Raw genomic sequence first — 24317 nt, 5'->3', positions numbered from 1 at the left:
CACCGCTCTTGACGAGTGGTGCTCTCTTGCGAGAGCATTGCTCTCGCAAGCGAACGACACATCCCCCCGGAGGTTCTCGAATGCTCACCATCGCCAAAGGCGCCAACGCGGCTCTGATGTTCTTCCTGGAGCTCGGCGTGCTGGCCTCCGTGGGATATTGGGGCTTCACCCTCAGCCCCAACTGGGCGATCAAGCTGCTGGCCGGCCTCGGCGCCCCGGCGCTGTTCATCGCCGCGTGGGCGCTCTTCGGAGCGGGCGGTGGCGCCAACGCCACATTCCCGCTCACCGGTCTGGCCCGCGCCGCGCTGGAGATCCTCTGGTTCGGTGGCGGCGCCGCGGCGCTGTACGCCTCCGGTCTGATCACCCCCGCCGTCGTCTTCTTCGCGGTCTTCGTTGTCAACGCGGTCCTCCGCCTCATCTGGAAGCAGGTTTGATCATGGGAAAGCACATCGTCGTGGGGTCCGGCCAGGTCGGCACCCACCTGGCCGCCAAGCTCATCGCCCAAGGCCACGAGGTCCACGTGGTGACCCGGTCGGGCGGCGGGCCCGCGGGAGCGGTCAAGGTCGCCGCCGACGTGGCGGACAAGGCCCGGCTGATCGAGATCTCCAAGGGCGCCGACGTCCTCTACAACTGCGTCAACCCGCAGTACGACCGCTGGCTCACCGACTGGCCGCCGATGGCCGAGTCGTTCCTGGCCGCCGCCGAGTCGAGCGGCGCCGCGTACGTGATGCTGGGCAACCTCTACCCGTACGGACCCGTCACGGGCCCGATGACCGAGGGCCTGCCGCTCAGCTCCGCCAGCCCCAAGGCCCAGGTGCGGGCGCGGATGTGGGCCGACGCGCTGGCCGCCCACGAGGCCGGCCGGATCAGGGCGACCGAGGTGCGCGGCTCCGACTACTTCGGGCCCGGCGCCAGCGACCAGTCCCACCTGGGCGACCGGTTCATCGTGCCGCTCAGGGCGGGCAAGACCATCCAGCTCGTCTTCCCCCTGGACATGCCGCACAGCTGGACCTACCTGCCCGACGTGGCCGACGCGCTCATCGTGGCCGGGCAGGACGCGCGGGCCTGGGGCCGGCCGTGGCACGTGCCGACCGGCGACCCGCTCAGCTTCCGCCGGATGGGCGAGCGGATGGCCACGCACCTGGGCCTGCCCACGCCCCGGATGGCGCGGCTGCCCTGGCCGGTGGTGCGGGCGGCGGGCCTGTTCGTGCCCATGCTCGGCGAGCTGCGGCACGTCCGCTACCAGTTCACGGCGCCCTACGTGCTCGACTCCTCGGACTTCCAGCGGACGTTCGGCGTCGCGCCCACGCCGCTCGCGGAGGCGCTCAAGGCTACGCTTGACCAGTGAAGATAGCCATGATCGGCCTGGGTGACATCGCGGAGAAGGCCTACCTGCCCGTGCTGGCCGCCCAGCCCCACCTCGATCTGCACCTGTGCACCCGCAACAGCGCACGCCTCGACCGGCTCGGCGACGCCTACCGCGTCGCCGCCCGGTTCACCGGCGTGGACGAGGTGATCAAGGCGGGGGTCGACGCGGCGTTCGTGCACGCCGCCACCGAGGCGCATCCGGAGATCGTCGAGCCACTGCTCAAGGCCGGGATCCACGTCTACGTCGACAAGCCGATCGCCTACACGCTCCAGGAGTCCGAGCACCTCGTCCGCCTGGCGAAGGCCGAGGACAGGTCGCTGATGGTGGGCTTCAACCGGCGCTACGCCCCCGGATACGCCGGGCTCGCCGCCCATCCCCGCCACCTTCTCCTTATGACGAAAAACCGCGACAACCACCCCGACGCACCCCGCCGGGCGATATTCGAGGACTTCATCCATGTGGTGGACACCCTCCGGTTCCTCGCCCCCGGCCAGGTCACCGGCACCAGGTTCCGGACCCGCGTCAAGGACGGCCTGATCGAGCACATCGTCCTGGAGTTGTCCGGCGACGGCTTCACCGCCATCGGCGTGATGGACCGGATGAGCGGCGCCGGCGAGGAGACCCTGGAGGCCACGGGCGGCGGCGTCAAGCGCCGCGTGGTCAACCTCGGCGACGTCACCGACTACCAGGGCGGCGAGCGGCTCACCAGGCGCCCCGACTGGACGCCGGTGGCCAGGCAGCGCGGCATCGAGCAGGTCTGCCTGGCCTTCCTCACCGCCGTCCGCGAGGGCCGCCGGATCGACGCGGCCGACGCCCTGATCACACACGCCGTCTGCGAGGACATCGTCACCCAGACGGAGCAGCGCTGAGCCACCTGCCGCCGATCACGAGATCGCGAACCAGGGGGCCTCGGTGATCTGCCGCGTCAAGGGCTGCGTAAGCCGCATCTGCCAGGTCAAGGCTGAGCGGCTGGAGCCGCATCTGCCGCGTCAAGGGCTGAGCGGCTGGAGCCGCATCGACTTGTCCGCTCTGGCGAACATCCGCTCGAACGGCCGCCCGCCCAGCCTGGTCAGCACGGTGAAGCCCTTGGCGTCGCGAAGTGGGCTGGAGGACGACACGACGCCCGCCACGGCGTCGCCGTACAGCGCGGGCCCGCCGCTGCCGCCGGCGGCGGCGTGGCAGTTGCGGGTGACCATCACCCCCGGCCCCTCGGCGAGTCCCTCGGCCGTGTCGGCCACGCACCGGTACATCTCCGTGCCCGGATAGCCGTTGCCCGCCGGGTAACCGAGCAGTTCGAGGCCGCGCAGGACCGTGCCCTTGGTGGTGGGCATCGGCGTCAGCCCCCGCCCGGTGACGGCCTCCAGCGGGCGCTTGCGGCGGACCACGCCGACCAGGCCCACGTCGTACGGCAGCAGCTCCGGCGAGTACGGCTGGTTGCGCCACTTCGCCGGCACCCACGCGCGCACGGCCGGCCAGACGCCCAGCGGCGGCCGTCCCCGCTCGTAGCCGGGCAGGAAGACGAGGTGCTTGAGCAGCCGCCCGTCGTGATAGAGGCAGTGCGCCGCCGTCAGCACCAGGCTGCGGCTGCGCGAGCCGATCACCGTGCCCCCGCACAGGACGGCCGTCCGGCTGGCGGGGTCGCTGCCGATCAGCACCCCCGTCAGCCGCCGCGCCCCCGTGTAGGGGCGCGGCACCGGCGCATAGCCCAGGCGGTCGCCGTCAGGAGTCAGCACGCGCGGAACGGGTACGTTGAGTTGCGACGCCTCGGTGACGGCGGCTGGATCGAGCAGGATCAGAGACAGCACCAACCTGAGCACCCTCACACTGTAGGGCGAAGATGATCAGCAACCTGACCTGCGACATTCGTGTTTACTAACTCGTGTACTGGGAACCTAGCGCCCGCAGCCTGGCGTGGGCCGACTCATAGACCGCGGCCTCGCCCAGATAGCCCTTCGGGATCTTGGCGACCATCGTGTAGTTGCTGTCGCACACGTTCCCGACCGGCGCCTGTCCCGCCTGGCTGACGAGCTGATAGGCGTCCAGCGTGTCGAGCCCGGTCAGCTCCGACGTCCAGGTGACCAGGTCGTGCTGGCTGATCCGGTACGCGTCCTCCAGCGGCCTGGCCGACCCGGTGGACATCAGGTGCAGGTCGTCCTCCAGCCGCGGCCACGGCGTGCCGACTCCCTTGATCAGCTCCACCGCCACCACGGTGTTCATGGCCGACTCGACCGCGGTGCCGCACACCTCGCCGTGTCCCTGCCGCCCGTGCCCGTCGCCGATCGAGAACATCCCGCCCTCGACGTTGACGCCCAGGTAGACGGTGACGCCCGCGCGCAGTTCGGGGGTGTCCATGTTGCCGCCGTGCGCGTCGGGGGTGATCGTCATGCGGGCCTCGTTCGCCCCGGGGGCCACGCCGACCGTCCCGTGCATCGGATCGAGCGGCAGCGCCACGCTGAAGTCGCTGTTGCGGGCGTGGTAGACGGCCACGCCCTGCTCCAGGTCGATGTCGTAGCGCCAGACCCGCTCCTCCAGCGGCGGCTGGAGCATGGCCGTGGTGTGGGTGCCGGTCAGCGCGCCGAAGTGCGGGAACGTCGTGGACACCGCCCAGTCCCTGGCCGGCGTGATCTTGACGAAGTGCAGCGCCAGCGTGTCGCCGGGCTCGGCGCCCTCGACGTGGAAGGGGCCGGTCACCGGGTTCAGATAGGGGAACTCGCACACCCGCGACGGCAGGTCGTCCACGGTCCGCACCAGCCCGCCGAAGCAGTCCTCGGTGTAGAGCTCCATGATCGTGCCCGGCCGCACCTTGCCGACCGCCGGGCGGCCGCCGAAGGTGTAGCTGAGCTCGTCGGGGGAGGGGTGGTAGGAGACGACGTTCATTTGACCTCCGTGGGAAGGACGGGCCTGCGGCCGGACAGGTAGGTGCCGCCGAGGACCACCAGGCCGAGGAGCAGCCAGAGGCCGCCGACCCACTGGGCCGCGACGTTCTGGTTGACCACCACGGCCACCAGGATCACGAAGCCGATCGCGGGCGCCACCAGGTGCGCCAGCCAATTGCGGCTGCGCTGCCGGATCACATAGTGCACGATCACCGCCACGTGCAGCAGCAGGAACGCGGTCATGGCGCCGAAGTTGACCAGCGAGGCCAGCTCGCCGATGCCGTTGCTCCTGCCGCTCATGAAGACGCCGAGGATCAGGGAGATGGCGGCCACGACCAGGGTCGCGTGCACCGGCACCTTGTGCCTGGGGTCCACCTTGGCGAGGAACGAGGGGAGTTGCCGGTCGCGGCCCATCGCGAACAGCAGCCGCGACGTGGCCGCCTGCGCCACCAGCGAGTTGGCGAAGCCCCAGGCGACGGCGGTGGCCACGGCGGTGAGCACCGACAACCAGTGCCCGCCGGCGAACTCGGCGGTGTCGTAGAAGGCGCTGCCCGCCGCGTCGCCCTGCGCGATCAGTGTGTCGCGGTTGGGGGTGAGCAGCGCCGCGACCCAGGTCTGCACCACGAACAGCACCGCGGCCAGCCCCAGCGCCGCGATCATCGAGCGGCCGAGCCGGCGGGCGTCCTCGCGGTTCTCCTCCGCCAGCGTGGAGATGCCGTCGAAGCCGAGGAAGGACAACACCGCCACCGACGCCGCCGCGAGCACCACGCTCCAGGTGAAGCCGGAGGACTCGAAGATCGGGGTGAACGCGCTCGTCTGCGCCTTGCCCTGGGCCAGCGCGACGCCGCCGACCACCAGGAAGACGGCCAGCACCGCCAGCTCGGCCACCAGCATGATCCGGGTGATCCGGGCCGTCATCTGGATGCCGAAGTAGTTGACGATGGTGTTGAGCACGACGAACGCCACCAGCCATCCCCAGATGGGGATCACCGGCACGAAGGTGTTCATGGCCACGCTGGCCACCAGGTAGAGCAGCGAGGGCACGAGCACGTAGTCGAGCAGGATCGCCCAGCCGGCGATGAACCCGACAGGCGCCGAGATGCCGCGTCCCGCATAGGTGTAGACCGAGCCCGCCATCGGGAAGGCCCGCGCCATCTGCGCGTACGACAGCGCGGTGAACGCCATCGCCACCAGGCCGACGACGTACGCGAGGGCCACCATCCCGTGGGAGACGGCGAAGACGTTGCCGAAGATGCCGAACGGCGCGATCGGCACCATGAAGATCAAGCCGTAGATCATCAGATCGGCGAAGCCTAAGGAACGCTGAAGTTCCTGGCGGTAGCCGAACTGCTCGATGGTGCTCATGGACGGCTCCTAGCTGCGTGGGGGGTGCTGAAGGGGCGTTTCGCACCCTAGAGCCAAAGCTTTCTAGTGAAAAGGTTTCTTTAGGAAGAAGTCCAGGCCCTCGGCCCGGCCCAGGTGGACGGGATGGCTCACCTGCCGCCCGCGCAGGGTGAGCGTGCCCCGCGCGCTGGTGATCGTGGCGCCGTCGGCCACGGCGTCCAGCGCCGGCACGGCCAGCGATCCGGCCCGCGCGCACAGGGCGGCCAGCATGGTGACGGCCTCGTAGCAGCCGTGGCCGTGCGCGTTCAGCATGGGGGCGTCCTGGCCGAACCTGGCCGCGTACCGCTCGGCGAACCCCAGCGCGGCGTCGGTCTCCAGGTCGCGGAAGTAGCCCATGGACGCGTAGAGCTCGCCCGTGACGTCGCCGCCGGCGCCCAGCAGGCCGTGCTCCTCCAGCGCGCCGCAGAGCCGGGCCGCGCCCAGAGCGCTGCCCGCGTACGCCCGGTTGAAGGCCATCAGGTCGCTGCCGATCAGCGTCAGCAGGATGGCGTCAGGCCGGGCGTCGGCCACCTGGTCGAGCCGGCGCACGGCCTCGCCGTAGCGGACGAGGCTCTCGCCCACGACGACGGCGCCCAGCGCGCGCAGCCGCCGGCGGGCGTGCGCGTGCACCAGGCGCGGCCAGACGTAGTCGTTGCCCAGCAGGTACCACCGTCGGGCCCGCCGCGCGCCGGCCAGCCACTCGATGCCCGGCGCGAGCTGCCGCGCCGGAGTCTCGCCGAGGAAGTAGACACCCGGCGCGTGCCCCCCGCCCTCGTACGGCGGCGCGTACACGAACGGCACCCGCCCGCCGATCGCCGCCACCACCCGCACCCGCACGTCGCTCGCGTGCGCGCCCGCGACGGCCGCCACCGTGCCCGACCCCACCAGCCCGGCGACCTCGGCCGCCACCACCCGCGCGGGCCGCCCGCCGTCGATGAGGACCAGCTCGACCGGCCTGCCGAGCACGCCGCCCTCGGCGTTCAGCTCATCGGCGGCCAGCACGGCGCAGTTGATCGCACACGGGCCCATCAAGCCGAGGACCCCGGAGACGGGCACGATCAGGGCGATCCGGAGCGCGCCCGAGGGCAGGAGCCGCGCTTCGTAGGGATCGACGATCGCCGCCACGCCGACGAGTATCCTCCGTCGTAGCTCCCCCGCGAAAGGACCGATCCCATGACCACCTCTGGCCTCGGGTCCTCACTCGCGTACTTGCTCAGTCGTGCGGAGCGCGGCGTCAACCGGGCGCTGGCGGCGGTGCTGGCCGGCGAGGACGTCACCGTCGAGCAGTGGCGCATCATGCGGGCGCTGGCCGACGGGCGGGGGCACTCGATGGGGGAGCTGGCCGAGGCGGTGCTGATGCCGCATCCGACGCTGACCAAGGCGATCGACCGGCTCATCGAGCGGGCGCTGGTCTATCGCGGGCCGTCGAAGGGGGATCGGCGGCGGGTGGCGGTGTTCGTCTCGGATCGGGGGGCCGAGCTGCTCGCGCGGGTGGACGGCACGGTGGCCGAGCATCACGCGCTGATCGCGGTCGCCTTCGGGTCCGAACGCACCGAGCGGCTCATGCGCGACCTGGAGAGCCTGGTCGCGGCCCTCGACCACGCCGAGCTCGAAGTGTGATCGTCGCGACGGGCCGTGGACGGACGAGGCCGAGCCGGCGCGCCGGGCGTGCGGCCGGGCGCGCCGAGCCGGTGTTTCGGGGCGTGGCACAGAGCCCTTGGCGTCAAGGGTCTGTGCCTGCCCCGGTTCACCTCAGGGTCACGGGTAGAGGCCGCGCATCCGGTGCGCCTCCACGACCCGGTCCACGCCGATGACGTGCGCCGCCTGCCTGAGCGTCAGGCCGCGCTCGGCCGCCAGCGCCTGCACCGAGGAGAAGGCGTCCAGCATGAGCTCGCGCAGCTTCTGCTCCACGTCGCCGGAGCTCCACGAGCAGGCCTGCATGTTCTGCACCCACTCCAGGTAGGACACGATCACCCCGCCGGCGTTGGCGAGGATGTCGGGCACCACCGTCGTGCCGTTCGCGGTCAGGATCTCGTCGGCCTCCGGCGTGGTGGGGCCGTTGGCGCCCTCCACGATCAGGCGGGCGCGGATCCTGGGCGCGTTGGCCTCGGTGATGGCGCCTTCCAGCGCCGCCGGGACCAGGACGTCCACGTCCAGCTCGAACAGGTCCTCGTGGGACAGCGCGTCGGCGTGGCGGTAACCGCGTACGCCGCCGGACTCGGCCGCCCACGCGCTCAGGTCGTGGATGTCGAGGCCGCCGCTGGCGTACACGGCGCCGCCGGCGTCGGAGACGGCCACCACCTTGCAGCCGGCCTCGGACAGGTAGAGGGCGGCCGGGCCGCCCACCTTGCCGAAGCCCTGCACCGCCACGGTCACGCCCTGAGGCGAGCGCCCGAGCGCGGCCAGCGTCGCGATCTGCACGCCGCGCGAGGTCGCGCCCGCGCGGCCCAGCGAGCCGCCCAGCGTCACCGGCTTGCCGGTGACCACGCCGGGCACCGAGTAGCCGGTGGTGACGCTGTAGGTGTCCATGATCCAGGCCATGGTCTGCTCGTCGGTGCCGACGTCGGGTGCCGGGATGTCCTTGTCCGGGCCGATCAGCGGCAGGATCTCGTTGACGTAGCGGCGGGTGAGCCGCTCCAGCTCGCGGCCGGTGAGCCCGGCCGGGTCCACGGCCACGCCGCCTTTGGCGCCGCCGTACGGGATGCCGGCCACCGCGCATTTCCACGTCATCCACATCGCGAGCGCGGTGACTTCGTGGATGTCGGTGCCCGGATGGTAGCGGAGCCCGCCCTTGGCGGGGCCGCGCGAGACGTTGTGCTGGACGCGGAAGCCTTGGACGACCTCGATGTGCCCGTCCTCGCGCCGCACCGGGACCGAGACGGTCAGCGAGCGGCGTGGCGTGGCCAGCATCGTGCGGAGCCCGTCATCGAGCCCGAGGTGGTCGGCCGCCTGGTCGAACTGCTGGAGTGCGGAGTCGAGGGCCTGACGGCCCGGGGTGATCAGGGCCGGCGTCTTTGACGGCACCATGATGCTCATGGAAGAGTTTCCTCCTGCTATGACGCCATTTCTAACGGGAAGCGCCATTGCCTCCCGTTTTGAGGCGTTGTTGTCACGATCATCCTAGAGCGGGGGGTTTGGCCTTGCCTAGTTGTTGGTAGAAATCCAAGCCGTTGATCGAGATGCTGTGGACCGTGCCACTCTGGCAGGCTTGCGGGCGTAAGTGTGCCTAATCGTCGAATCTCAGGGGGTCGAATGCCCGCACTAGTGGTGGGGCCGATGCTGCGTTACGTCGACTCCGTCAGCGCCTCTGTCTGGGTGGAGACCGCCGATCCCTGCACGGTCGCCATCGAGGCCGACGGCAGGACTTACCGGTCGCCTACCTTCACCGTGCACGGTCACCACTACGCGATCGTGGATCTCGTTGAGTTGTCCCAGGATATCGCGTCGTATTCGGTGAAGCTCGATGGGGAGCAGGTATGGCCCCTGGCGGGTCGCCCGCCGAGCCGGATCCGGCTGCTGGACGCCAGTGGGGCGCACCGGCTGGCGTTCGGGTCGTGCCGCACCAGCGTGCCCCACGACGCGGCGCACGTCCTGACCCATGGCAACGACGTCCTGCGCTCCTACGGCTCCTATCTCGCCAAGGGCGGCGACGACGACTGGCCCGACCTGCTGCTGCTCCTCGGCGACCAGGTCTATGCCGACAGCCCATCGCCGGAGATGCTCGACTACATCCGCGGGCGCCGGGACACGGAGCCACAGGGCGAGATCGCCGACTACGAGGAGTACGCCGAGCTCTACCGCCAGGCGTGGACCGACCCCGAGATTCAGTGGTTGTTGTCCACCGTGCCGACCGCCATGATCTTCGACGACCACGACCTGCGCGACGACTGGAACACCTCGCAACCCTGGCGCGAGAAGATGGGCAAGACGTCCTGGTGGCCGCGCCGGGTGATCGCGGGCCTGGGGGCTTACTGGATCTACCAGCACCTCGGCAATCTCTCACCGGAGGAGCGGGCGGGCGATCCGCTGCTGCGCAAGCTCATGGACGGTGACGGCGGCGCCGCGCTCGACGCCTTCGCCGAGCGGGCCGACGCCGAGCCGAGCAGCAACCGCTGGAGCTACGCCCGCGATCTCGGCGGCACCCGCCTGATCATGGTCGACACGCGGTGCGCCAGGCAGCTCACGCCGGGCGACCGCCGCATGCTCGACGCGGAGGAGTGGGCCTGGCTCGAAGAGCAGGTCGCCGCGCCGGCCGAGCGGCTGGTCATCGGCTCCTCGATCCCGTTCCTGCTGCCCGAGGGCGTCCACGGCGTCCAGAACTGGAACGAGGCCCTGGCCGACGGCAAGTGGGGCCGGCTGGTGCGGCGCCTGTCGGAGGCGTTCAGGCAGGCGGTGGACCTGGAGCACTGGGCGGCGTTCCGGCGCTCGTTCGACGACCTGGCCAAGCTGCTGATCCGCGTCGGCAAGCCGGTGATGATCCTCTCGGGCGACGTCCACTACTCCTACCTGGCCAAGGCCAACACCGGCCCGGTCTACCAGATCGTCTGCTCACCGATCCGCAACCCGCTCAGCCCGGTGTTGCGCTGGGCCAACGTCTTCACCCAGTTCGGCATAGCCACGCTGGTCGGCGGCCTGCTGGCGCGCCTGGCGGGCATCCCGCGCCCGCCGTTCAGATGGCGGATCACCAACGGGCCGTGGTTCCAGAACGCGGTGGCCACGCTGACCCTCCCCGACGAGGTGACCTGGTACGAGTCCACCGGCGAGGCCGTCCGGCCGATCGACACCGTCCGCCTGCGCTGAGTCACCCGCGTGCGACCGGCACCACACCCGGCCGCACCCTGACCAGCACCACACCCGGCCTCACCCTCGCCGGCGATCGGCACCGAGCCGATCGCCCGCGAGACGCCGCTGTTCACCTGGCGCCGCGGGCGCCTACTCGGTGCTGCCTCGGAGGACGCGGGTGGCCTCGGTGCGTTCCCGCTGGAGTGCCTGGCGGACCTGGTCGAAATCGGCGGGGTGCTGTTTCAGCGCGGCGCTCTGCAGCTTCTCCTCCGCGCGGCGCCAGACCTCGACGAGGCCGGTCTCCTTCTTGCAGGCGACGTCGGCGACCGCGGTGGCCGTTTCGGTCTTCGCCGCCCCGGGGTCCTTCCACCGGTCGTCGGCGGCGGCGGCCAGCGGATCGGCGTACTCCTTCTGGTCGCGCGCACGCATGCACGCCCGCCACTCACCGAGAGCGGATCGCACGTGGCCGTCCTTCGCACGGGTCTGTTCGAAGATCTCCCGTTCCAGGCGCGTCACCAGGGCGGATTCGGCGCCGTCGACGTAGACGCGGCCCATGGTGTCCTGGGCGCAGTTGTGCGCCGCCGTTCGCTCCACCGCGTCGCGGTAGCCGCCGCGTGCCCGGTCGGCCCGGTCCCGGTCCCGTTCGGCGGAGGTGAGCGGGGCGCGGTAGCCCATCTGCTGGGCGACCAGGGGTTCCATGACGCCATAGCGGCGGCGGTTGGGCGCTTCGATCACGGTGACCGCGGCCAGTGCCGACCGGCTGTAGCCCTTGTCGCGCAGGCACCGGCTGGTGAGGACGTCCGCGGCCCGCTCGACGAGCCCGATGTCCGTCTCGGTCCGCTTGTAGCCGTCGAACGGCAGGCGGAGCGCCCGTGCTTCGGCGGAAGGGTCGATGACCGGCAGATCACGTGCTTTCGCGGCGGTCTGGGGGGCGGGAGCCGCGCACGCGGCGCTGAACACCAGCACCACAGCCAGGCAGCTCCACGCCCGCCGTCCAGCGATCACCCTACGTCGCAGGGAACTTTCCTGAACCGGAGGGATTCGACGGTGTTGTCGAAGCCGTTGTTGGTGAAGTCGCTGTCGTTGCTACGCGGCGCCGCGTAGTACTTGACGCCGGTCAGGTTGTCGCCACTGTAGAGGTCGACGCCTGAGTAGGACGCGTTCGCCATCGAGCTCGCCTGGTTCTCCAGGGCCCCCAGGTTCTCACGCCCCTGGGTGACGCACGTGTAGTCGATGCGTGTGCCCTGATAGTCGTCGTGTTCCCAGAAGGTGATGAGGTTCCTGCTGGCCAGGCTCGCTTCGGCCGGGCTGACGGTGAGGACGGAGAACGACGCGGCGAGCACGATCCCCGCCACCGCAAGTTTCTTCATATGGCCTCTTCTATGGATACGCGGGACTTGGTCCGCCGGGAGATGCTGATCTTGGCAACAGGTCACGACCGTTGTCAAACGATTCGCCCGTCCCCGTGAGCGGGGCCGGCAGTCCCACCTGGCCGGTGTCCGGGCGCCGTCGCGGCGCCCGGCTCCGTGAGCCGGAGGAGCGTCTCCCTGGACAGGGCCCAGCCACGTATGGCGGCTGGGCCCTCCCGTGCGAAGCCGTAAAAGATGATTTATTGCGTTTTCAGCTCGTAAAGAGCATCAGCGAGCTGATCAAACCCCCACAACAGATCGTCTTCGGAGACGACGATGGGCGGGGCGAGGCGGATCGTCGAGCCGTGCGTGTCCTTGGCCAGCACGCCCCGCTTCATCAGCGCCTTCGACACCTCGCGCCCGGTCCCGAGCGCCGGATCGATGTCCACGCCCGCCCACAACCCGCGCCCGCGCACCTCCAGCACACCGTTCCCGATGAGGTCGCGCAGCCGCGTGTGCAGCACCTCGCCCAGCTTGGCCGCCCTGGCCTGGAACTCGCCCGTGCTCAGGATCTCGATCACCGCGTTGCCGACCGCGCACGCCAGCGGGTTGCCGCCGAACGTGGAGCCGTGCTGCCCCGGCTGGATGACCCCCAGCACGTCCCGGTTCGCCGCGATGGCCGAGACCGGCACGACGCCGCCGCCCAGCGCCTTGCCCAGGACGTAGACGTCCGGCACGACCCCCTCGTAGTCGCACGCGAACGTCTGCCCCGTGCGCCCGAGCCCCGACTGGATCTCGTCGGCGATCATCAGCACGCCCCGCGCCGAGCAGAGCGCCCGCACCTCGCTCAGGTAGCCGTCCGGCGGCACCAGCACGCCGGCCTCGCCCTGGATCGGCTCCAGCAGCACCGCGACCGTGTTGGCGTCGATCGCCTCCTCGATCGCCGCGGCCGAGCCGTAGCGCACGATCCGGAACCCCGGCGTGTACGGCCCGAAGTCGTCGCGCGCCTCCGCGTCGGTGGAGAAGCTGATGATCGTGGTGGTGCGGCCGTGGAAGTTGCCGTCCATCACGATGATGTTGGCCTGGTCCGGCTCCACACCCCTGACCTGGTAGCCCCACTTGCGGGCCACCTTGACGGCGGTCTCGACGGCCTCGGCGCCGGTGTTCATGGGCAGGATCAGGTCCTTGCCCGTGAGGTCGCCGAGCCCGGCGCAGAACTGCGCGAACTGGTCGTGGTAGAAGGCCCGGCTGGTCAGGGTCAGCCGCTGGAGCTGCTCCTGGGCGGCCTCGATGATCTTTGGATGGCCGTGGCCGAAGTTGAGCGACGAGTAGCCGGACAGGCAGTCGAGATAACGCTTGCCCTCGACGTCGATGACCCACGCGCCGTGCGCCTCGTGGATCACCACCGGCAGTGGATGATAATTGTGCGCGCTGCGGCGCTCGCTCACTTCGATCAGCTCTGCGCTGCTGGTCATGTCAGTTGTCCCCCCTGATCTCCAGTGTGCAGCACTTGGGGCCCCCGCCTGCTTTACGCAGCTCCGAGAGATCGACGGGAATCACCTCGTAGCCGCGTCGCTTGACCTCCAGTTGCAGGCTGGACGCCTCGGCGTTGATGATCACGTTCGTCCCGTCGCTGACGGCGTTGAGGCCGAGCACCTCGGCGTCCTCGGCGGTCGCGAGCACCGCGTCGGGGAACATCCGGCGCAGCACCGACCGGCTGCCCTCGGAGAAGGCCTCCGGGTAGTACGCCACGTTGCGGCCGTCGAGCGGGAACAGGGCCGTGTCGAGGTGGTAGAAGCGCGGGTCGACCAGCGTGAGGGAGATCACCGGGCGGCCCAGGTACTCCTGCGCCTCCTGGTGCGCGACCACGTCCGTGCGGAAGCCCGTGCCGGCCAGGATGACGTCCTCAAGGGTGAGGAAGTCGCCCTCGCCCTCGTTGACGTGCCGTGCCTCCAGCGCCTGGTAGCCACGCTCGGTGAACCAGCGCAGATAGGCGGGCCCCTCCGGGCCGCGCTCGGGGTAGGCGAAGCGGGCGCCGTAGACGCGCCCGCCCACGACCAGGGCGCCGTTGGCGGCGAAGACCATGTCGGGCAGGCCCTCGATCGGGTCGATCAGGCTGACCTGGTGGCCCAGCTCCTCGTACGTCGCCTTCAGCCCTTCCCACTGCCGGACCGCCACCTCGCGGTCCGCGCCGGCCTCGGGATGCATCCACGGATTGATCGCGTACTCCACCGCGAAGTAGTCCGGACGGCACATCAGGAAGTGTTTGGGCATGCGGCGCTCCATCGTCTCTTACCAGGGGAGATCCCGATGCGGGATGATGGAGCCAGCCTAGGAATGCACGTTTGCGCAGGCCAGCGGTCGGCATTGCGCGTTGGCGCGGTTCTGTTGCGAGTATCAGGCCAGGGCCTGCGATCCGTTGCGCGGGTCGGGCGGAGCGGCCCCAGGAGGTGTGTCGATCAGCCTGGAGAGCACGATCGCGCTCTTCGTACGGACCACGAACGACTGCGCCGCGATGCGCTCGATCACCCGCTCCACATGCCGCACGTCCGTGGCCCTGATGTGCAGCAGCGCGTCCGCCTCACCCGTGATCGTGGCCGCGGCCACCACCTCGGGGAACTTGGACACGGCCAGCGCGATGTCCGACGGCTTGGTCTTGCCCTGGCAGAACAGCTCGACGTACGCCTCGGTCGTCCAGCCGAGCGCCTGCGGGGCCACCCGCGCACTGAACCCGGTGATCGCCCCGGTCTCGCGCAACCGATCCACACGCCGCTTGACCGCCGACGCGCTCAACCCCACCGCGTGCCCGATGTCGGCGTAGGTCGCGCGGGCGTCGTCGACGAGTGCGGCGATGATGTCACGATCGAGCCGGTCCAGTTCCACGCGCTCTGTATACCGCCTGGCCAGGCTGGCGCGCGACGAGCGCCGCGCGAGACACTGGGCGCTGCGACCGTCGTTGAAGGGTATTCGTCAGGATGAGCACAACGAGCTTCCCCGAGGGTTTCGTCTGGGGAGTGTCGACCTCGGCCTTTCAGATCGAGGGCGCCACGTCCGCGGACGGGCGTGGGCCGTCCATCTGGGACACCTTCTCCGCCGACCGCGCGGAGTCGTGCGACCATTACCACCGTTATCCCGATGACGTGCGGCTGATGAAAGATCTGGGAATGGCCGCCTACCGGTTCTCGGTGAGCTGGGCGCGGGTGTTCCCCGATGCTTCGGGGAAGGCCAATTCCGCCGGCCTCGATTTCTACGACAAGCTGCTCGACGAGCTGCTCGGCGCGGGGATCACGCCTTATGCGACCCTCTACCACTGGGATCTGCCACAGGCGCTGGAAGACCTCGGCGGCTGGCCGGCCCGCGACACCGCCCGCCATTTCGCCGACTACGCCGCGGCCGTCCACGAAAGGCTCGGCGACCGGGTGCACACCTGGTTCACGCTGAACGAGCCGTGGGTGGCGGCCTTTCTCGGTTATGGCTCCGGCATTCACGCGCCAGGCCGCAAGTCGGCCGCCGACGCGTTCAAAAGCGCCCACCACTTACTGCTCGGGCACGGGCTGGCCGTGCAGGCGCTGCGCGCGGCCGGGGCCGCCGAGGTGGGCACCGTGCTGAACATTTCGCCCGTCCTCACGCCGGCCCAGGTCAGCGACTTCGCCAGGCGACTGCCCGAGGAGGACGCCGAGGCGGTGAACCGGATCGACGCCCTGGCCAACCGGCAGTTCCTGGACCCGATCCTGCGCGGCGAATATCCCGCCGACCTGCTTCCGATCATCGAGCGCGTCGCGGGCCTCGACCACGTGCACGACGGCGACCTCGACGTCATCGGCGGGCCGATCGACCTGCTCGGGGTCAACTACTACACCCCGCTCGTCGTCCAGGCGCAGCCCAGCGAGCCCGCCGACCCCGCCTTCCCGGGGAGCGAGGGCGTGCTGTTCTGCACGATCCCGACGGCGGTCACCGCCATGGGCTGGCCCATCGTGCCCGACTGCCTCTCGCTGTTGTTGCGGCGCCTGGCCACGCGCTATCCGGGCACCGAGCTGATGGTCACCGAGAACGGCGCCGACTTCGTGGACGTCGTCACCGGCGACGGCATCCACGACCTGGAGCGCATCAGCTTTATCGAGGAGCATCTGCGCGCCCTGCGCTCGGCGATCGAGGACGGCGTCCCGGTCCGGGGCTACCTCGTCTGGACGCTGCTCGACAACTATGAGTGGACCGACGGCTACCAGCGCAAGTTCGGCCTCGTCCACGTGGACTTCGCCACGCAGCGGCGCCGGCCCAAGGACAGCGCCCTGTGGTACCGCGAGGTGATCCGGCGCAACGGCCTCACCGAGACCCGCCCGAAGCGGCCCACCCTGGAGACCGTGGCCGCCCGCGCCGGCGTCTCCAGGGCCACGGTCTCCCGCGTGGTCAACGGCGAGGCGTCGGTGAGCCCGGAGGTGCGCACGGCGGTGATGCGGGCGGTCGAGGAAATGGGCTACGTGCCCAACGCGGCCGCCCGCAGCCTGGTCACGCGGCGCACCAACGCCATCGCCCTGGTCCTGGCCGTGCCCCGGCAGGGCGGCGATCCGCTGACGGCCGCCGTCGTCCAGTACGTCACCAGCCTGCTGGAGGGCGCCGGCAAGCAGATCACGCTCATGCTCGCCGACACCGCCGAAAGCCGGCGGCGCATCGTCCAGCACGTGGAGGCCCGGCTGGTGGACGGGGTGGTGCTGCTGCCGCCCGACCGGGCGGACACGCTGGCCGAGCGGCTGTCCAGGACCGGGGTGCCGCTCGTGCTGCTGGGCAAGCCGGCGATCGCGTCGATGGTGCCGTACGTGGATGTGGACAACGCCGGCGGGGCCGCGGCCGTCACCGAGCATCTGCTCGGCCGGGGACGCCGGCAGATCGGCATGATCTGCGGCCCCATGGACCTGATCGCCGTCCAGGACCGTCTGGCCGGTCACCGGGAGGCGCTGCGGCGCGCGGGCCGGCACCCGCTGCTGGCCCTCGCCGACCTCACCCGCGCGTCGGGGGCGGCGGCGACCCGGCAGCTCCTCGGCGACCATCCGTCGCTGGACGCCGTCTTCGCCGCCACCGACCAGCTCGCCATCGGCGCGCTCCAGGCGGCCAGGGAGGCGGGGCTGCGGGTGCCGGAGGACCTGGCGGTCGCCGGCTTCGACGACGCCGACGCCGCCTCGGCCACCACGCCGGGCCTCACCACCGTCCGCGTGCCCGTCACGGACCAGGCGCTCGCCCTCGCCCGGCTGCTGCTGTCCCGGCTGGACGGGCGGCACACCACGTCCGTCGTGCTCCCGACCCGGCTCGTCGTCCGTGACTCCACCTGAGGTCTCGCGGGCGGGTCAGGAGCGGGTACGCCGGCGCGACACGATGCGTTCGGCCCAGCTCGCCGCCTCCGGGTCCCTGAGTCCTTCGACCACGCCCCCGAGGTAGGCGGTGGCCAGGCTGTCGAAGCCGCTGTCGAGCCGGCGCAGGCGGCTGGCCCGGCGGCGGTCCACCGCCTGGAGGAACTGGGCGATGCTCTCGGCGTAGCCGGCGTCCCGCTGGTAGGAGCCCTGGGCGGCGGTGCAGGCGCGGGCCTCGGCGTCGCGCTTGGCCCGCAGCTCCCGCAGCCGGCGGTCGTTCGGGTTGTGCATCCGGCGCCCCAGGTCGGCGGCGATGAGGGCGGTGGCGATCAGCAGGGCCAGGAGCAGGATCATCGTGGGCAGCCCGCTGACGCCCTCGGTGGCGGGGCCGATGTTCTGGCCGTCCACGACCAGCGGCTTGACCAGGGCGTCGCGGCGCAGGACGGCCACGGCGACGATGAGGCCGAGCCAGACGAACGCCACCCCGGCCAGCGACCACCGGCCCTTGGCCGAGCTGCCGTGCTCCTGCCAGGCCCGGAACGCCCGGCCGTACATGTGCGGCGCCACCAGCATGATGAGCGCCGCGCCGGCGGCGAGCAGCGCGGTCAGCGCGATGCTGTCGCCCCAGCTCAGGATGACCTGGTAGAGGATCGGCACCTCGACGATCAGCAGGAGCAGCAGGAGCAGCGCGGCCGGCAGCCAGCGGCGGACGACCGGCCAGTGGCTGCCCGAGATGGCGATGGAGCTGGGCCGGCCGTCGCCGGGGCGCCTGCTGGGCTGCTCCAGCTCCGTGACGCGCTGCTGACTGTCGTCCAGGGCCTTGCGCGCCTGCCCGAACGTGCGCTGCGACTCCGCCAGCCGAATCTTCTGCGACTCGAACTCGGCCCGGCCCTGCTGGATCTCCTGCTCGGTGCGCTCTTCGAGCTTGGCCAGCTCTTCGAGCCGCTCGTCCTCCAGCTCATGGAAGCGCGGCACGCTGCCGGTCTGGAGGGTCAGCGTGTCGATCTGGCCGTCGCCGGCGTGGGCGCGGCCGAGGTCGCGTTCCTCGCGGCGGCGCTGCGCCCAGTCCGGCAGGTGGTAGAGGTCGCCGTCGTAGGCGACGGCGGGTGTGATGCGGATCACCTGGCCGGGCTCATCGGGCTCGTCCTGCCTGCGGCGTATGAAGCGCATCTGGCCTCCCAGCGGGTGCTCCCCTTCGATGCTAAAGCGCGATAAGGAGGGAACAATGGTGCGGTGAGCGAATTGCCGGTGATCGATGTCGCGCCCCTTCTCACCGACACCAGAGGCCCCGGCAAGCGCGCGGTCGCCGACGCGATCGGCGCGGCCTGCCGGGACAGCGGGTTCTTCTACATCTCGGGCCACGGCGTGCCCCCGGAGCTGGTCGCCCGGCTCGACACGGCCGCCAGGCGCTTCTTCGCCCTGCCGGAGGCGGTGAAGGACGAGATCGCCATGGCCCGGGGCGGCCCCGCCTGGCGCGGGTTCTTCCCCGTCGGCGGTGAGCTGACCTCGGGGCGGCCCGATCTGAAGGAAGGCGTCTACTTCGGCGCCGAGGCGCCGCGGGGATCGCGCCCGCTGCACGGGCCGAACCTGTTCCCGGCCCAGGTCCCCGAGCTGCGCCCGGCCGTGCTCGGCTATCTGCGCACGATGACCGCGCTCGCGCAGGGCGTCATGTCGGGCATCGCGCTGAGCCTCGGCCTGGACGAGGACTACTTCCGTGCGGGCTACACCGCCGACCCGACCATCCTGTTCCGGATATTTCACTATCCGCCCGGCCCGCCGGACGACGCCGGCTCCTGGGGCGTGGGCGAGCACACCGACTACGGCCTGCTCACCCTCCTCCTTCAGGACGCCAACGGCGGCCTCCAGGTCCGCAGCACGCGCGGCTGGATCGAGGCCCCGCCGGTGCCGGGCACGTTCGTCTGCAACATCGGCGACATGCTGGACAAGCTCACCGGCGGGCAGTACCGCTCGACCCCTCATCGGGTACGCAACCGCAGCGGCAACGAGCGCCTCAGCTTCCCGTTCTTCTTCGACCCCGGCTGGGACAACGAGGTGCCGCCCCTGCCGTACGCGCCGGGCCACCGCTGGGACGGCCAGGTGGACTTCACCGGCACCTACGGCGAGTACCTGCTGTCCAAGGTCTCGAAGGTCTTCCCCCACCTCTTCGAAACCCTCTGAAGCGGAGCCCCGGAGTCCGGGGCTCCGCTCAGCGGACCCTCAGGAGGTGGCGAAGGTGAACCAGTTGACGTTCACGAAGTCGGCGGGCTGGCCGCTGCTGAAGGTCAGGTAGACGGTGTGCGTGCCGGTCACGCCCGAGATGTTGGCCGGGACCGTGCGCCAGCTCTGCCACCCGCCCGTGTTGCCGACCGCGAAGTCGCCGATGGGCGTGGCGGTCGGGCTGTCCAGGCGCACCTGCACCAGCCCGCTGACGCCCGCTCCCGCCCCGGAGGCCACCCTGGCCCTGAACTGCTGGGCCGCCACCGTGCCGAAGTTCACCCCGTCGAAGCGGAGCCAGTCGCCGCCCGCGATGGCGCCGATGTTCTGCCCGCCGCCCGTGTCGGTGGTCGTCTCGACGATGGTTCCGGACTGGGCCTGGTAGCGCTCCGCCTGGATCGTGGAGCGCGCGTCGACGCCGCCGGGGACGGTCGGCGTCGGGGTCGGGGTGGAGCCGGTGCCGCTCTGCCACACCGCCACGTAGTCCACCATCATGGAGCGGCCCGGCACGGTGTCACCCGTCGGCGTGCCGAACCCGGCCACGCCGTTGGGGAAGCCGCCGCCCATCGCCACGTTCAGCAGCAGGAAGTAGCCGGCGTGACCGGTCATGTTGTTCCACGTCCCGGCGTCGAGCTGACCCTGGCTCACGCTGTGGAACTGCTGCCCGTCGACGTACCAGCGGAGCTGGTTGGGACTCACGCTGCGATCCCACTCGAACCGGTAGGTGTGGTAGGCCGCCTGGCAGGCCGAGCCGGGGCAGGCCCGGCTGGCGCCGAGGCCGTTGGTCTCGTTGCAGGGCCCGCCGGGGGAGACGCCGCAGTGCAGCACGGCCCAGACGGAGTTGATCCCGTTGACGTTCTCCATGATGTCGAACTCGCCGATGCCCGGCCAGTTCCAGTAGTTCCCCCGGTACGGCGAGCCGAGCGCCCAGAACGCCGGCCAGTAGCCGAGCGCGGCGTTGCCGGTCACGTTCGGCATCTGGACGCGGCCCTCGATGCGCAGGACGCGGCCGTCGGCGGGCTTGAAGTCCGCCCGCCTGGTCTCGACGCGGGCCGAGGTCCACTCGCCGGAGCCGCTGCGCTGGGGCGTGATGCGCAGGTTGCCCGAGCCGTCGAGGCTCAGGTTGGAGGTGCTGGAGGTGTAGTTCTGGATCTCACCGGTACCCCAGTTGCCCGGGCCGCCCGGGTACCCGTGCCCGGTGTCGACGATCCAGTTGGCCGATGAGGGCAGGGTGTTCGCGGCGCCGTTGAAGTCGTCGGACCAGACGAGGGACCAGCCGGACGGGGTGGGCGGGACGGTGGCCGAGGCGCTGACGGCCGCTTTGACGAACAGGCCGGTGAGTGCCACGAGCACCACGGCCACCGCCGTCAGGCGGCGCCGATGCCGCGTCGTTGTTGTCATGGTCGCTCCAGGGGGGTGCGGGGGCGAAAGAGAGCGCTCTCTGGAGATGTGAACACAGGGTTTACTTCCTGTCAACAATGCTCGGTGAGCTCACTCGCCAGGAGTGTCCCGGTCTGGAGAGCGCTCTCCCGTGCGTTCAGAGCAAGTCGACCGTGGCCGCGCCGGCCGCCTCGAAGGACTCCCGCCAGAACGCTTCGAGCAGCGGGAACCGGTCCGGGCTCGACCCCTTCGCGCGCAGGAAACCGTGGACGACCACCGTGTACCCGGTCAGGTCCGGCAGCAGCCGCGCGTCCCGCAGTTCCTGGATCTTCCGCCTGCGCGCGCCCTCGCTCAGATCCACCTGGTCGATGTCCAGGTCGCCCCGGTTGTTGATCAGGTCGCTGAACACGATCATCTGATGCGCCTTGTCCGGCTGCCGTTGCGCGCCGAGCTGCTTGACCAGATAGCGCAGGGCGCCCAGCACGTCCGACCCCTGGCCCTCGGCAGGGCAGTCGAACAGCTTGACCGCCCTGGGCAGCACCTCGGTGGTGCGGTGCGCCCTGACGCGCTCCTCGACGACGGGGTTGCCGTTGGGGTTCTCGGCCCGGGTGGCGGCCAGGGACACGGGGTCCTGGCGGCAGGTGCTGCTCTCGGAGCTGCCGGTGACCGCCGCGAAGCCCATCCAGTCGCATCCCTGGGCGAAGGAGGGGAGCTTGGAGGTCACGTCGGTCCTGGAGGTGGCGGGGTCGGCGTAGCTGGTGGAGTCCACGATGACACCGCAGACGGCCCTGGCCTCCGTTCCGCACGCGGCCAGTCCCGCGACGACGAGCGATGACACCCCCAGCACGGCCACCAGCCGCAGCGCCTGCGGGCGGGCCTGCGGGCTCCGGGCCGTGCCTCGGACGTGCGCCCCGCCGCCGCCCGCCATCAGCCGCCCTCCAGCTGGCGGCGGGACTCGCTCGGCAACTCCCGGGGCATGACCTCCGCGTGCCACACCTCGATGCGGTCCTCGACCTCACGCAGGATCCGCCCGATCTCCGCCCGCCCCGAGACCGCCGCGGGTGTGTCGCCCTTCGCGCCCATCGCGATGACCTCGCCCTGCCACAACGACGGGACCTCCTCCCTGCGCGGATGGGCCTGCAGCACGCCCCGCTTGTAGGCGGAGATGAGCTGCTCGGCCCGTGCGTGCACGGCCTCCACCGCGTGGTCGCGATCGATCAGCACGCTCTCCCACTCCTGGGTGAGACGCTCGATGCAGGCCCTGGCCCCCTGCACGCCCGCGTTCGCCTCCTCGACCGACGTCCGCCGCAGCGCCTCCGCCCGCCGCGACCTGGCCTCCGCGATCGAGATGAACGGATCGGCCGCCCCTTCGTCCCGCGTCGTGTCCGGGGATGCGGCGGGAGCGTGCCCGTTGGCGGGCCCGTGCGGCCGTGTGTCACCACGGCCCAGCTCCCGCAGGATGATCTCCCGGGCCCCGAGGGCCCGATCCAGCAGGTCCGTACGCGCGGTCGCCAGCCGCCGGTCCACCTCGGTGATCTGCTCACGGGCCCGGGCCCTGACCTCCGTCACGTAAGCAGGCTGGAACGCGGGATCGGTGAACTCGCCCAAGGGATGCCGGCGGGCGTCCCGCATCCCCTGCCGACGCGCCTCCTCCCGCTCGGCCAGCGGATCGTCCCGCTTGAACAGCCGTGACAAGAACGCCATCCGCGTCTCCTGGCTCCGGCCGGACCGACACCCGGCCCAGGTGTCTTGAGCCCCAGACTAATCCGCGACTGCCCTGAATGGCGGTCATGTCGCGTTATCCCAGGCCGGCGGCGGTCGAAAATCGTTCGACGGCGTGGCCGGCGGCTGAGAGCATGGACGGCGATGAACCGAGCGTAGAAACCTCTCGATCACCACCAGGTGAGGGTCCCCGGGGCCGCCGGCCCGATGCGCGACCCACCTCCTGCTCAGGCTGCTCGTCAGCGGCAGCGGCGATCCGCTGCCCACGCATCCACGGACGACACGGATGCATCCTGTGATCGATGTGCGGGCGTCGAGGACGCCCGAGAAAAAAGGATTCTTCATGGACATCCATGAGTACGCGCGGTATGACGCCGTCGGCCTTCGCGACCTGATCAGAGCGGGTGAGGTCACCGCCGGCGAGGTCGAGGCCGCCGCCAGGCAGGCGCTGGCCGTGGCGGACGCGGAGGTGAACGGCCTGGCGTCGCCGCTGTTCGCGCCGGCGCTCGACCACGCCGAGGACGGGCCGTTCGCCGGGGTGCCGTTCCTGATCAAGGACCACGGGCCGGTGGCGGAGGGGGTGCCGTTCTTCCTCGGGAGCCGGGCCCTGCCGGGCATCGTCGCCCAGCACGACACCGACCTGATGACCCGCTTCCGGGCCGCCGGACTGGTCACCCTCGGCCTGACCACGGTGCCGGAGATGTGCGTCAGCTACTCCACCGAGTCGCTCAGGTACGGGCCGACCCGCAACCCCTGGGATCTGGACAGAGGCGTGGGCGGGTCCAGCGGCGGCGCCGCCGCACTGGTCGCCGCCGGCGCCGTGCCGCTCGCGCATGCCAGCGACGGGGCCGGCTCCATCCGGATTCCGGCCTCCTGCTGCGGCCTGGTCGGGCTCAAGCCGAGCAGGGGCCGGATCACGCCAGGGCCCGACGCGGGCGAGCCGATGCTCGGCATGGCGTACGAGTTCGTGCTGACGCGGACCGTCCGCGACGCCGCCCACCTCCTGGACGCCGTGCACGGGCCCGGGATCGGCGACAAGTACACCGCGCCACCCCCATTCGGCCGGTACGCCGACGAGATCACGGCCGATCTCCGCCCCCTGAGGGTGGCGGTGACCACCAAGCCCTGGTCGGGGACGGCGGTGGACGACCAGGTGGCCGCCTGGGCGACCAGGACCGGCCGGACGCTGGAGCAGTCCGGGCACGCCGTCACGGAGGCGAGCCCGCTCGTCGACTGGGACGCCGTCATGCGGGCCTGGGTGGCAGAGGGGGTCGCTCTCTCCGCCATGTTGCTCCTGGCGCCCAGGGAGCCCGACCAGTCGCGGATGGAGGCCGTCTCCAGGCGGTTCCTGCAGGTGGCGCGGGACTACAGCGCGCTCGACCTGCTGCGCGCCTTCGACGCCCAGAACCGGCTGACCCGGTCGGTGAGCAGGTTCTTCACCGAGTACGACCTGCTCATCACCCCGACGCTGGGCCGCCTCCCAGCGCCGCACGGCACCCTCAGGTATGACGATCCCGCCCATACCCTGACCAGTTGGCTGGAGTCACTGACCGACTACGGGCCGTTCACGGTGTTGTTCAACATCACCGGGCACCCCGCGATCAGCCTGCCGCTGGGCCAGAGTGACAGCGGGCTGCCCATCGGGGTGCAGATCAGCGCCGCCCACGGCCGCGAGGACCTGCTGCTGCGGGTCGCCGCCCACCTGGAGCGGGCCCTGCCCTGGAAGGACCGGACACCCCCGGTCTTCGTCGGCGACCGCTGATCGGCCACCCCGGCGAACCGGGGCCGCACCAGCGGAAACCAAGCGCGGGGGGGGCCCCCCGGGGGGGGGGGGGCGGGGCGACCACAGAGGGGGAGGGGGCACCGCGGAAGACCCGAGCACAAAACGCGGGGGGGGGGT

The 24317-nt window shown here is 71.0% G+C and carries 22 protein-coding genes; 8 read left to right on the top strand and 14 right to left on the bottom strand.

Features of this window, described 5'->3' with window-relative positions:
- Nucleotides 1-80: 80 nt before the first annotated feature.
- The 3 genes from ACWD0F_RS27000 to ACWD0F_RS26990 are packed head-to-tail and all read left to right on the top strand — an operon-like array spanning nucleotide 81 to nucleotide 2238.
- On the top strand, nucleotides 81-434 hold the full coding sequence (locus ACWD0F_RS27000; protein WP_449880032.1) for a YrdB family protein: 354 nt from the start codon (nucleotides 81-83) through the stop codon (nucleotides 432-434).
- Nucleotides 435-436: 2 nt separating this feature from the next.
- Nucleotides 437-1348, top strand: a complete 912-nt coding sequence (locus ACWD0F_RS26995; protein WP_449880030.1) for an NAD-dependent epimerase/dehydratase family protein — start codon at nucleotides 437-439, stop codon at nucleotides 1346-1348.
- Nucleotides 1345-2238, top strand: a complete 894-nt coding sequence (locus ACWD0F_RS26990; protein ID WP_449880028.1) for a Gfo/Idh/MocA family protein — start codon at nucleotides 1345-1347, stop codon at nucleotides 2236-2238. Before ACWD0F_RS26995 ends, ACWD0F_RS26990 begins: the two co-directional genes overlap by 4 nt.
- Before the next feature lie 120 nt (nucleotides 2239-2358).
- On the opposite strand, the gene ACWD0F_RS26985 is transcribed toward ACWD0F_RS26990, so the two are convergent.
- The 4 genes from ACWD0F_RS26985 to ACWD0F_RS26970 form a co-directional block, all read right to left on the bottom strand.
- Nucleotides 2359-3186, bottom strand: a complete 828-nt coding sequence (locus ACWD0F_RS26985) for a trypsin-like serine peptidase (RefSeq protein ID WP_449880026.1) — start codon at nucleotides 3184-3186, stop codon at nucleotides 2359-2361.
- A 55-nt stretch (nucleotides 3187-3241) separates the two neighbouring features.
- The gene (locus ACWD0F_RS26980; protein WP_449880024.1) at nucleotides 3242-4246 is read right to left on the bottom strand and encodes an acetamidase/formamidase family protein; all 1005 of its coding nucleotides are present in this window, start codon (nucleotides 4244-4246) and stop codon (nucleotides 3242-3244) included.
- On the bottom strand, nucleotides 4243-5610 hold the full coding sequence (locus tag ACWD0F_RS26975; RefSeq protein ID WP_449880022.1) for an APC family permease: 1368 nt from the start codon (nucleotides 5608-5610) through the stop codon (nucleotides 4243-4245). Before ACWD0F_RS26975 ends, ACWD0F_RS26980 begins: the two co-directional genes overlap by 4 nt.
- Nucleotides 5611-5673: 63 nt before the next feature.
- Nucleotides 5674-6753, bottom strand: a complete 1080-nt coding sequence (locus ACWD0F_RS26970) for a substrate-binding domain-containing protein (protein ID WP_449880020.1) — start codon at nucleotides 6751-6753, stop codon at nucleotides 5674-5676.
- Nucleotides 6754-6801: 48 nt separating this feature from the next.
- Between ACWD0F_RS26970 and ACWD0F_RS26965 the strand changes: the two genes are divergently transcribed.
- Nucleotides 6802-7248 carry a MarR family winged helix-turn-helix transcriptional regulator gene (locus ACWD0F_RS26965; protein WP_449880018.1) on the top strand — a complete coding sequence of 149 codons (447 nt, stop codon included), beginning with the start codon at nucleotides 6802-6804 and terminating at the stop codon, nucleotides 7246-7248.
- A gap of 138 nt (nucleotides 7249-7386) precedes the next feature.
- Here the strand turns inward: ACWD0F_RS26965 and ACWD0F_RS26960 are convergent, their stop codons facing one another.
- A complete protein-coding gene (locus ACWD0F_RS26960; RefSeq protein ID WP_449880016.1) occupies nucleotides 7387-8664 on the bottom strand; it encodes a Glu/Leu/Phe/Val family dehydrogenase in 1278 nt (425 codons plus the stop codon).
- Nucleotides 8665-8880: 216 nt separating this feature from the next.
- On the opposite strand from ACWD0F_RS26960, the gene ACWD0F_RS26955 reads away from it, so the two are divergent.
- Entirely contained in the window at nucleotides 8881-10428 is a 1548-nt protein-coding gene (locus ACWD0F_RS26955) for an alkaline phosphatase D family protein (protein ID WP_449880015.1), read from the top strand.
- A gap of 132 nt (nucleotides 10429-10560) precedes the next feature.
- Here the strand turns inward: ACWD0F_RS26955 and ACWD0F_RS26950 are convergent, their stop codons facing one another.
- The 5 genes from ACWD0F_RS26950 to ACWD0F_RS26930 all read right to left on the bottom strand — a co-directional run bounded on the left by ACWD0F_RS26950 (nucleotide 10561) and on the right by ACWD0F_RS26930 (nucleotide 14642).
- The gene (locus ACWD0F_RS26950; protein ID WP_449880013.1) at nucleotides 10561-11415 is read right to left on the bottom strand and encodes a hypothetical protein; all 855 of its coding nucleotides are present in this window, start codon (nucleotides 11413-11415) and stop codon (nucleotides 10561-10563) included.
- Entirely contained in the window at nucleotides 11412-11780 is a 369-nt protein-coding gene (locus ACWD0F_RS26945; protein WP_449880011.1) for a peptidase inhibitor family I36 protein, read from the bottom strand. Before ACWD0F_RS26945 ends, ACWD0F_RS26950 begins: the two co-directional genes overlap by 4 nt.
- Nucleotides 11781-12019: 239 nt before the next feature.
- Entirely contained in the window at nucleotides 12020-13234 is a 1215-nt protein-coding gene (rocD, locus tag ACWD0F_RS26940) for an ornithine--oxo-acid transaminase (protein ID WP_449880009.1), read from the bottom strand.
- A 1-nt stretch (nucleotide 13235) separates the two neighbouring features.
- Entirely contained in the window at nucleotides 13236-14033 is a 798-nt protein-coding gene (gene ddaH, locus ACWD0F_RS26935) for a dimethylargininase (RefSeq protein ID WP_449880007.1), read from the bottom strand.
- A 123-nt stretch (nucleotides 14034-14156) separates the two neighbouring features.
- A complete protein-coding gene (locus ACWD0F_RS26930) occupies nucleotides 14157-14642 on the bottom strand; it encodes an Lrp/AsnC family transcriptional regulator (RefSeq protein WP_449880005.1) in 486 nt (161 codons plus the stop codon).
- A gap of 92 nt (nucleotides 14643-14734) precedes the next feature.
- Between ACWD0F_RS26930 and ACWD0F_RS26925 the strand changes: the two genes are divergently transcribed.
- Nucleotides 14735-17083 (top strand): GH1 family beta-glucosidase, encoded by a 2349-nt coding sequence (locus ACWD0F_RS26925; protein ID WP_449880003.1) that lies wholly within the window; start codon nucleotides 14735-14737, stop codon nucleotides 17081-17083.
- Nucleotides 17084-17098: 15 nt separating this feature from the next.
- On the opposite strand, the gene ACWD0F_RS26920 is transcribed toward ACWD0F_RS26925, so the two are convergent.
- Nucleotides 17099-18271 (bottom strand): hypothetical protein, encoded by a 1173-nt coding sequence (locus ACWD0F_RS26920; protein WP_449880001.1) that lies wholly within the window; start codon nucleotides 18269-18271, stop codon nucleotides 17099-17101.
- A gap of 63 nt (nucleotides 18272-18334) precedes the next feature.
- Between ACWD0F_RS26920 and ACWD0F_RS26915 the strand changes: the two genes are divergently transcribed.
- The gene (locus tag ACWD0F_RS26915) at nucleotides 18335-19279 is read left to right on the top strand and encodes an isopenicillin N synthase family dioxygenase (protein WP_449879999.1); all 945 of its coding nucleotides are present in this window, start codon (nucleotides 18335-18337) and stop codon (nucleotides 19277-19279) included.
- A gap of 39 nt (nucleotides 19280-19318) precedes the next feature.
- Here the strand turns inward: ACWD0F_RS26915 and ACWD0F_RS26910 are convergent, their stop codons facing one another.
- From ACWD0F_RS26910 to ACWD0F_RS26900, 3 genes are all read right to left on the bottom strand, one after another.
- The gene (locus ACWD0F_RS26910; protein ID WP_449879997.1) at nucleotides 19319-20716 is read right to left on the bottom strand and encodes a glycoside hydrolase family 16 protein; all 1398 of its coding nucleotides are present in this window, start codon (nucleotides 20714-20716) and stop codon (nucleotides 19319-19321) included.
- 136 nt (nucleotides 20717-20852) lie between these two features.
- Nucleotides 20853-21623: a hypothetical protein gene (locus ACWD0F_RS26905; protein WP_449879995.1), complete on the bottom strand. Its 771-nt coding sequence runs from the start codon at nucleotides 21621-21623 to the stop codon at nucleotides 20853-20855.
- Complete coding sequence (locus tag ACWD0F_RS26900; RefSeq protein WP_449879993.1) at nucleotides 21623-22399, bottom strand: hypothetical protein; 777 nt, start codon at nucleotides 22397-22399, stop codon at nucleotides 21623-21625. Before ACWD0F_RS26900 ends, ACWD0F_RS26905 begins: the two co-directional genes overlap by 1 nt.
- Nucleotides 22400-22760: 361 nt before the next feature.
- On the opposite strand from ACWD0F_RS26900, the gene ACWD0F_RS26895 reads away from it, so the two are divergent.
- Nucleotides 22761-24179, top strand: coding sequence for an amidase (locus ACWD0F_RS26895; RefSeq protein WP_449879992.1), 1419 nt, complete (start codon nucleotides 22761-22763; stop codon nucleotides 24177-24179).
- Nucleotides 24180-24317 lie beyond the last annotated feature (138 nt).

It is taken from the genome of Nonomuraea sp. NPDC002799 (genome assembly GCF_053592075.1).
This window is presented reverse-complemented; position numbering and strand designations above follow the sequence as displayed.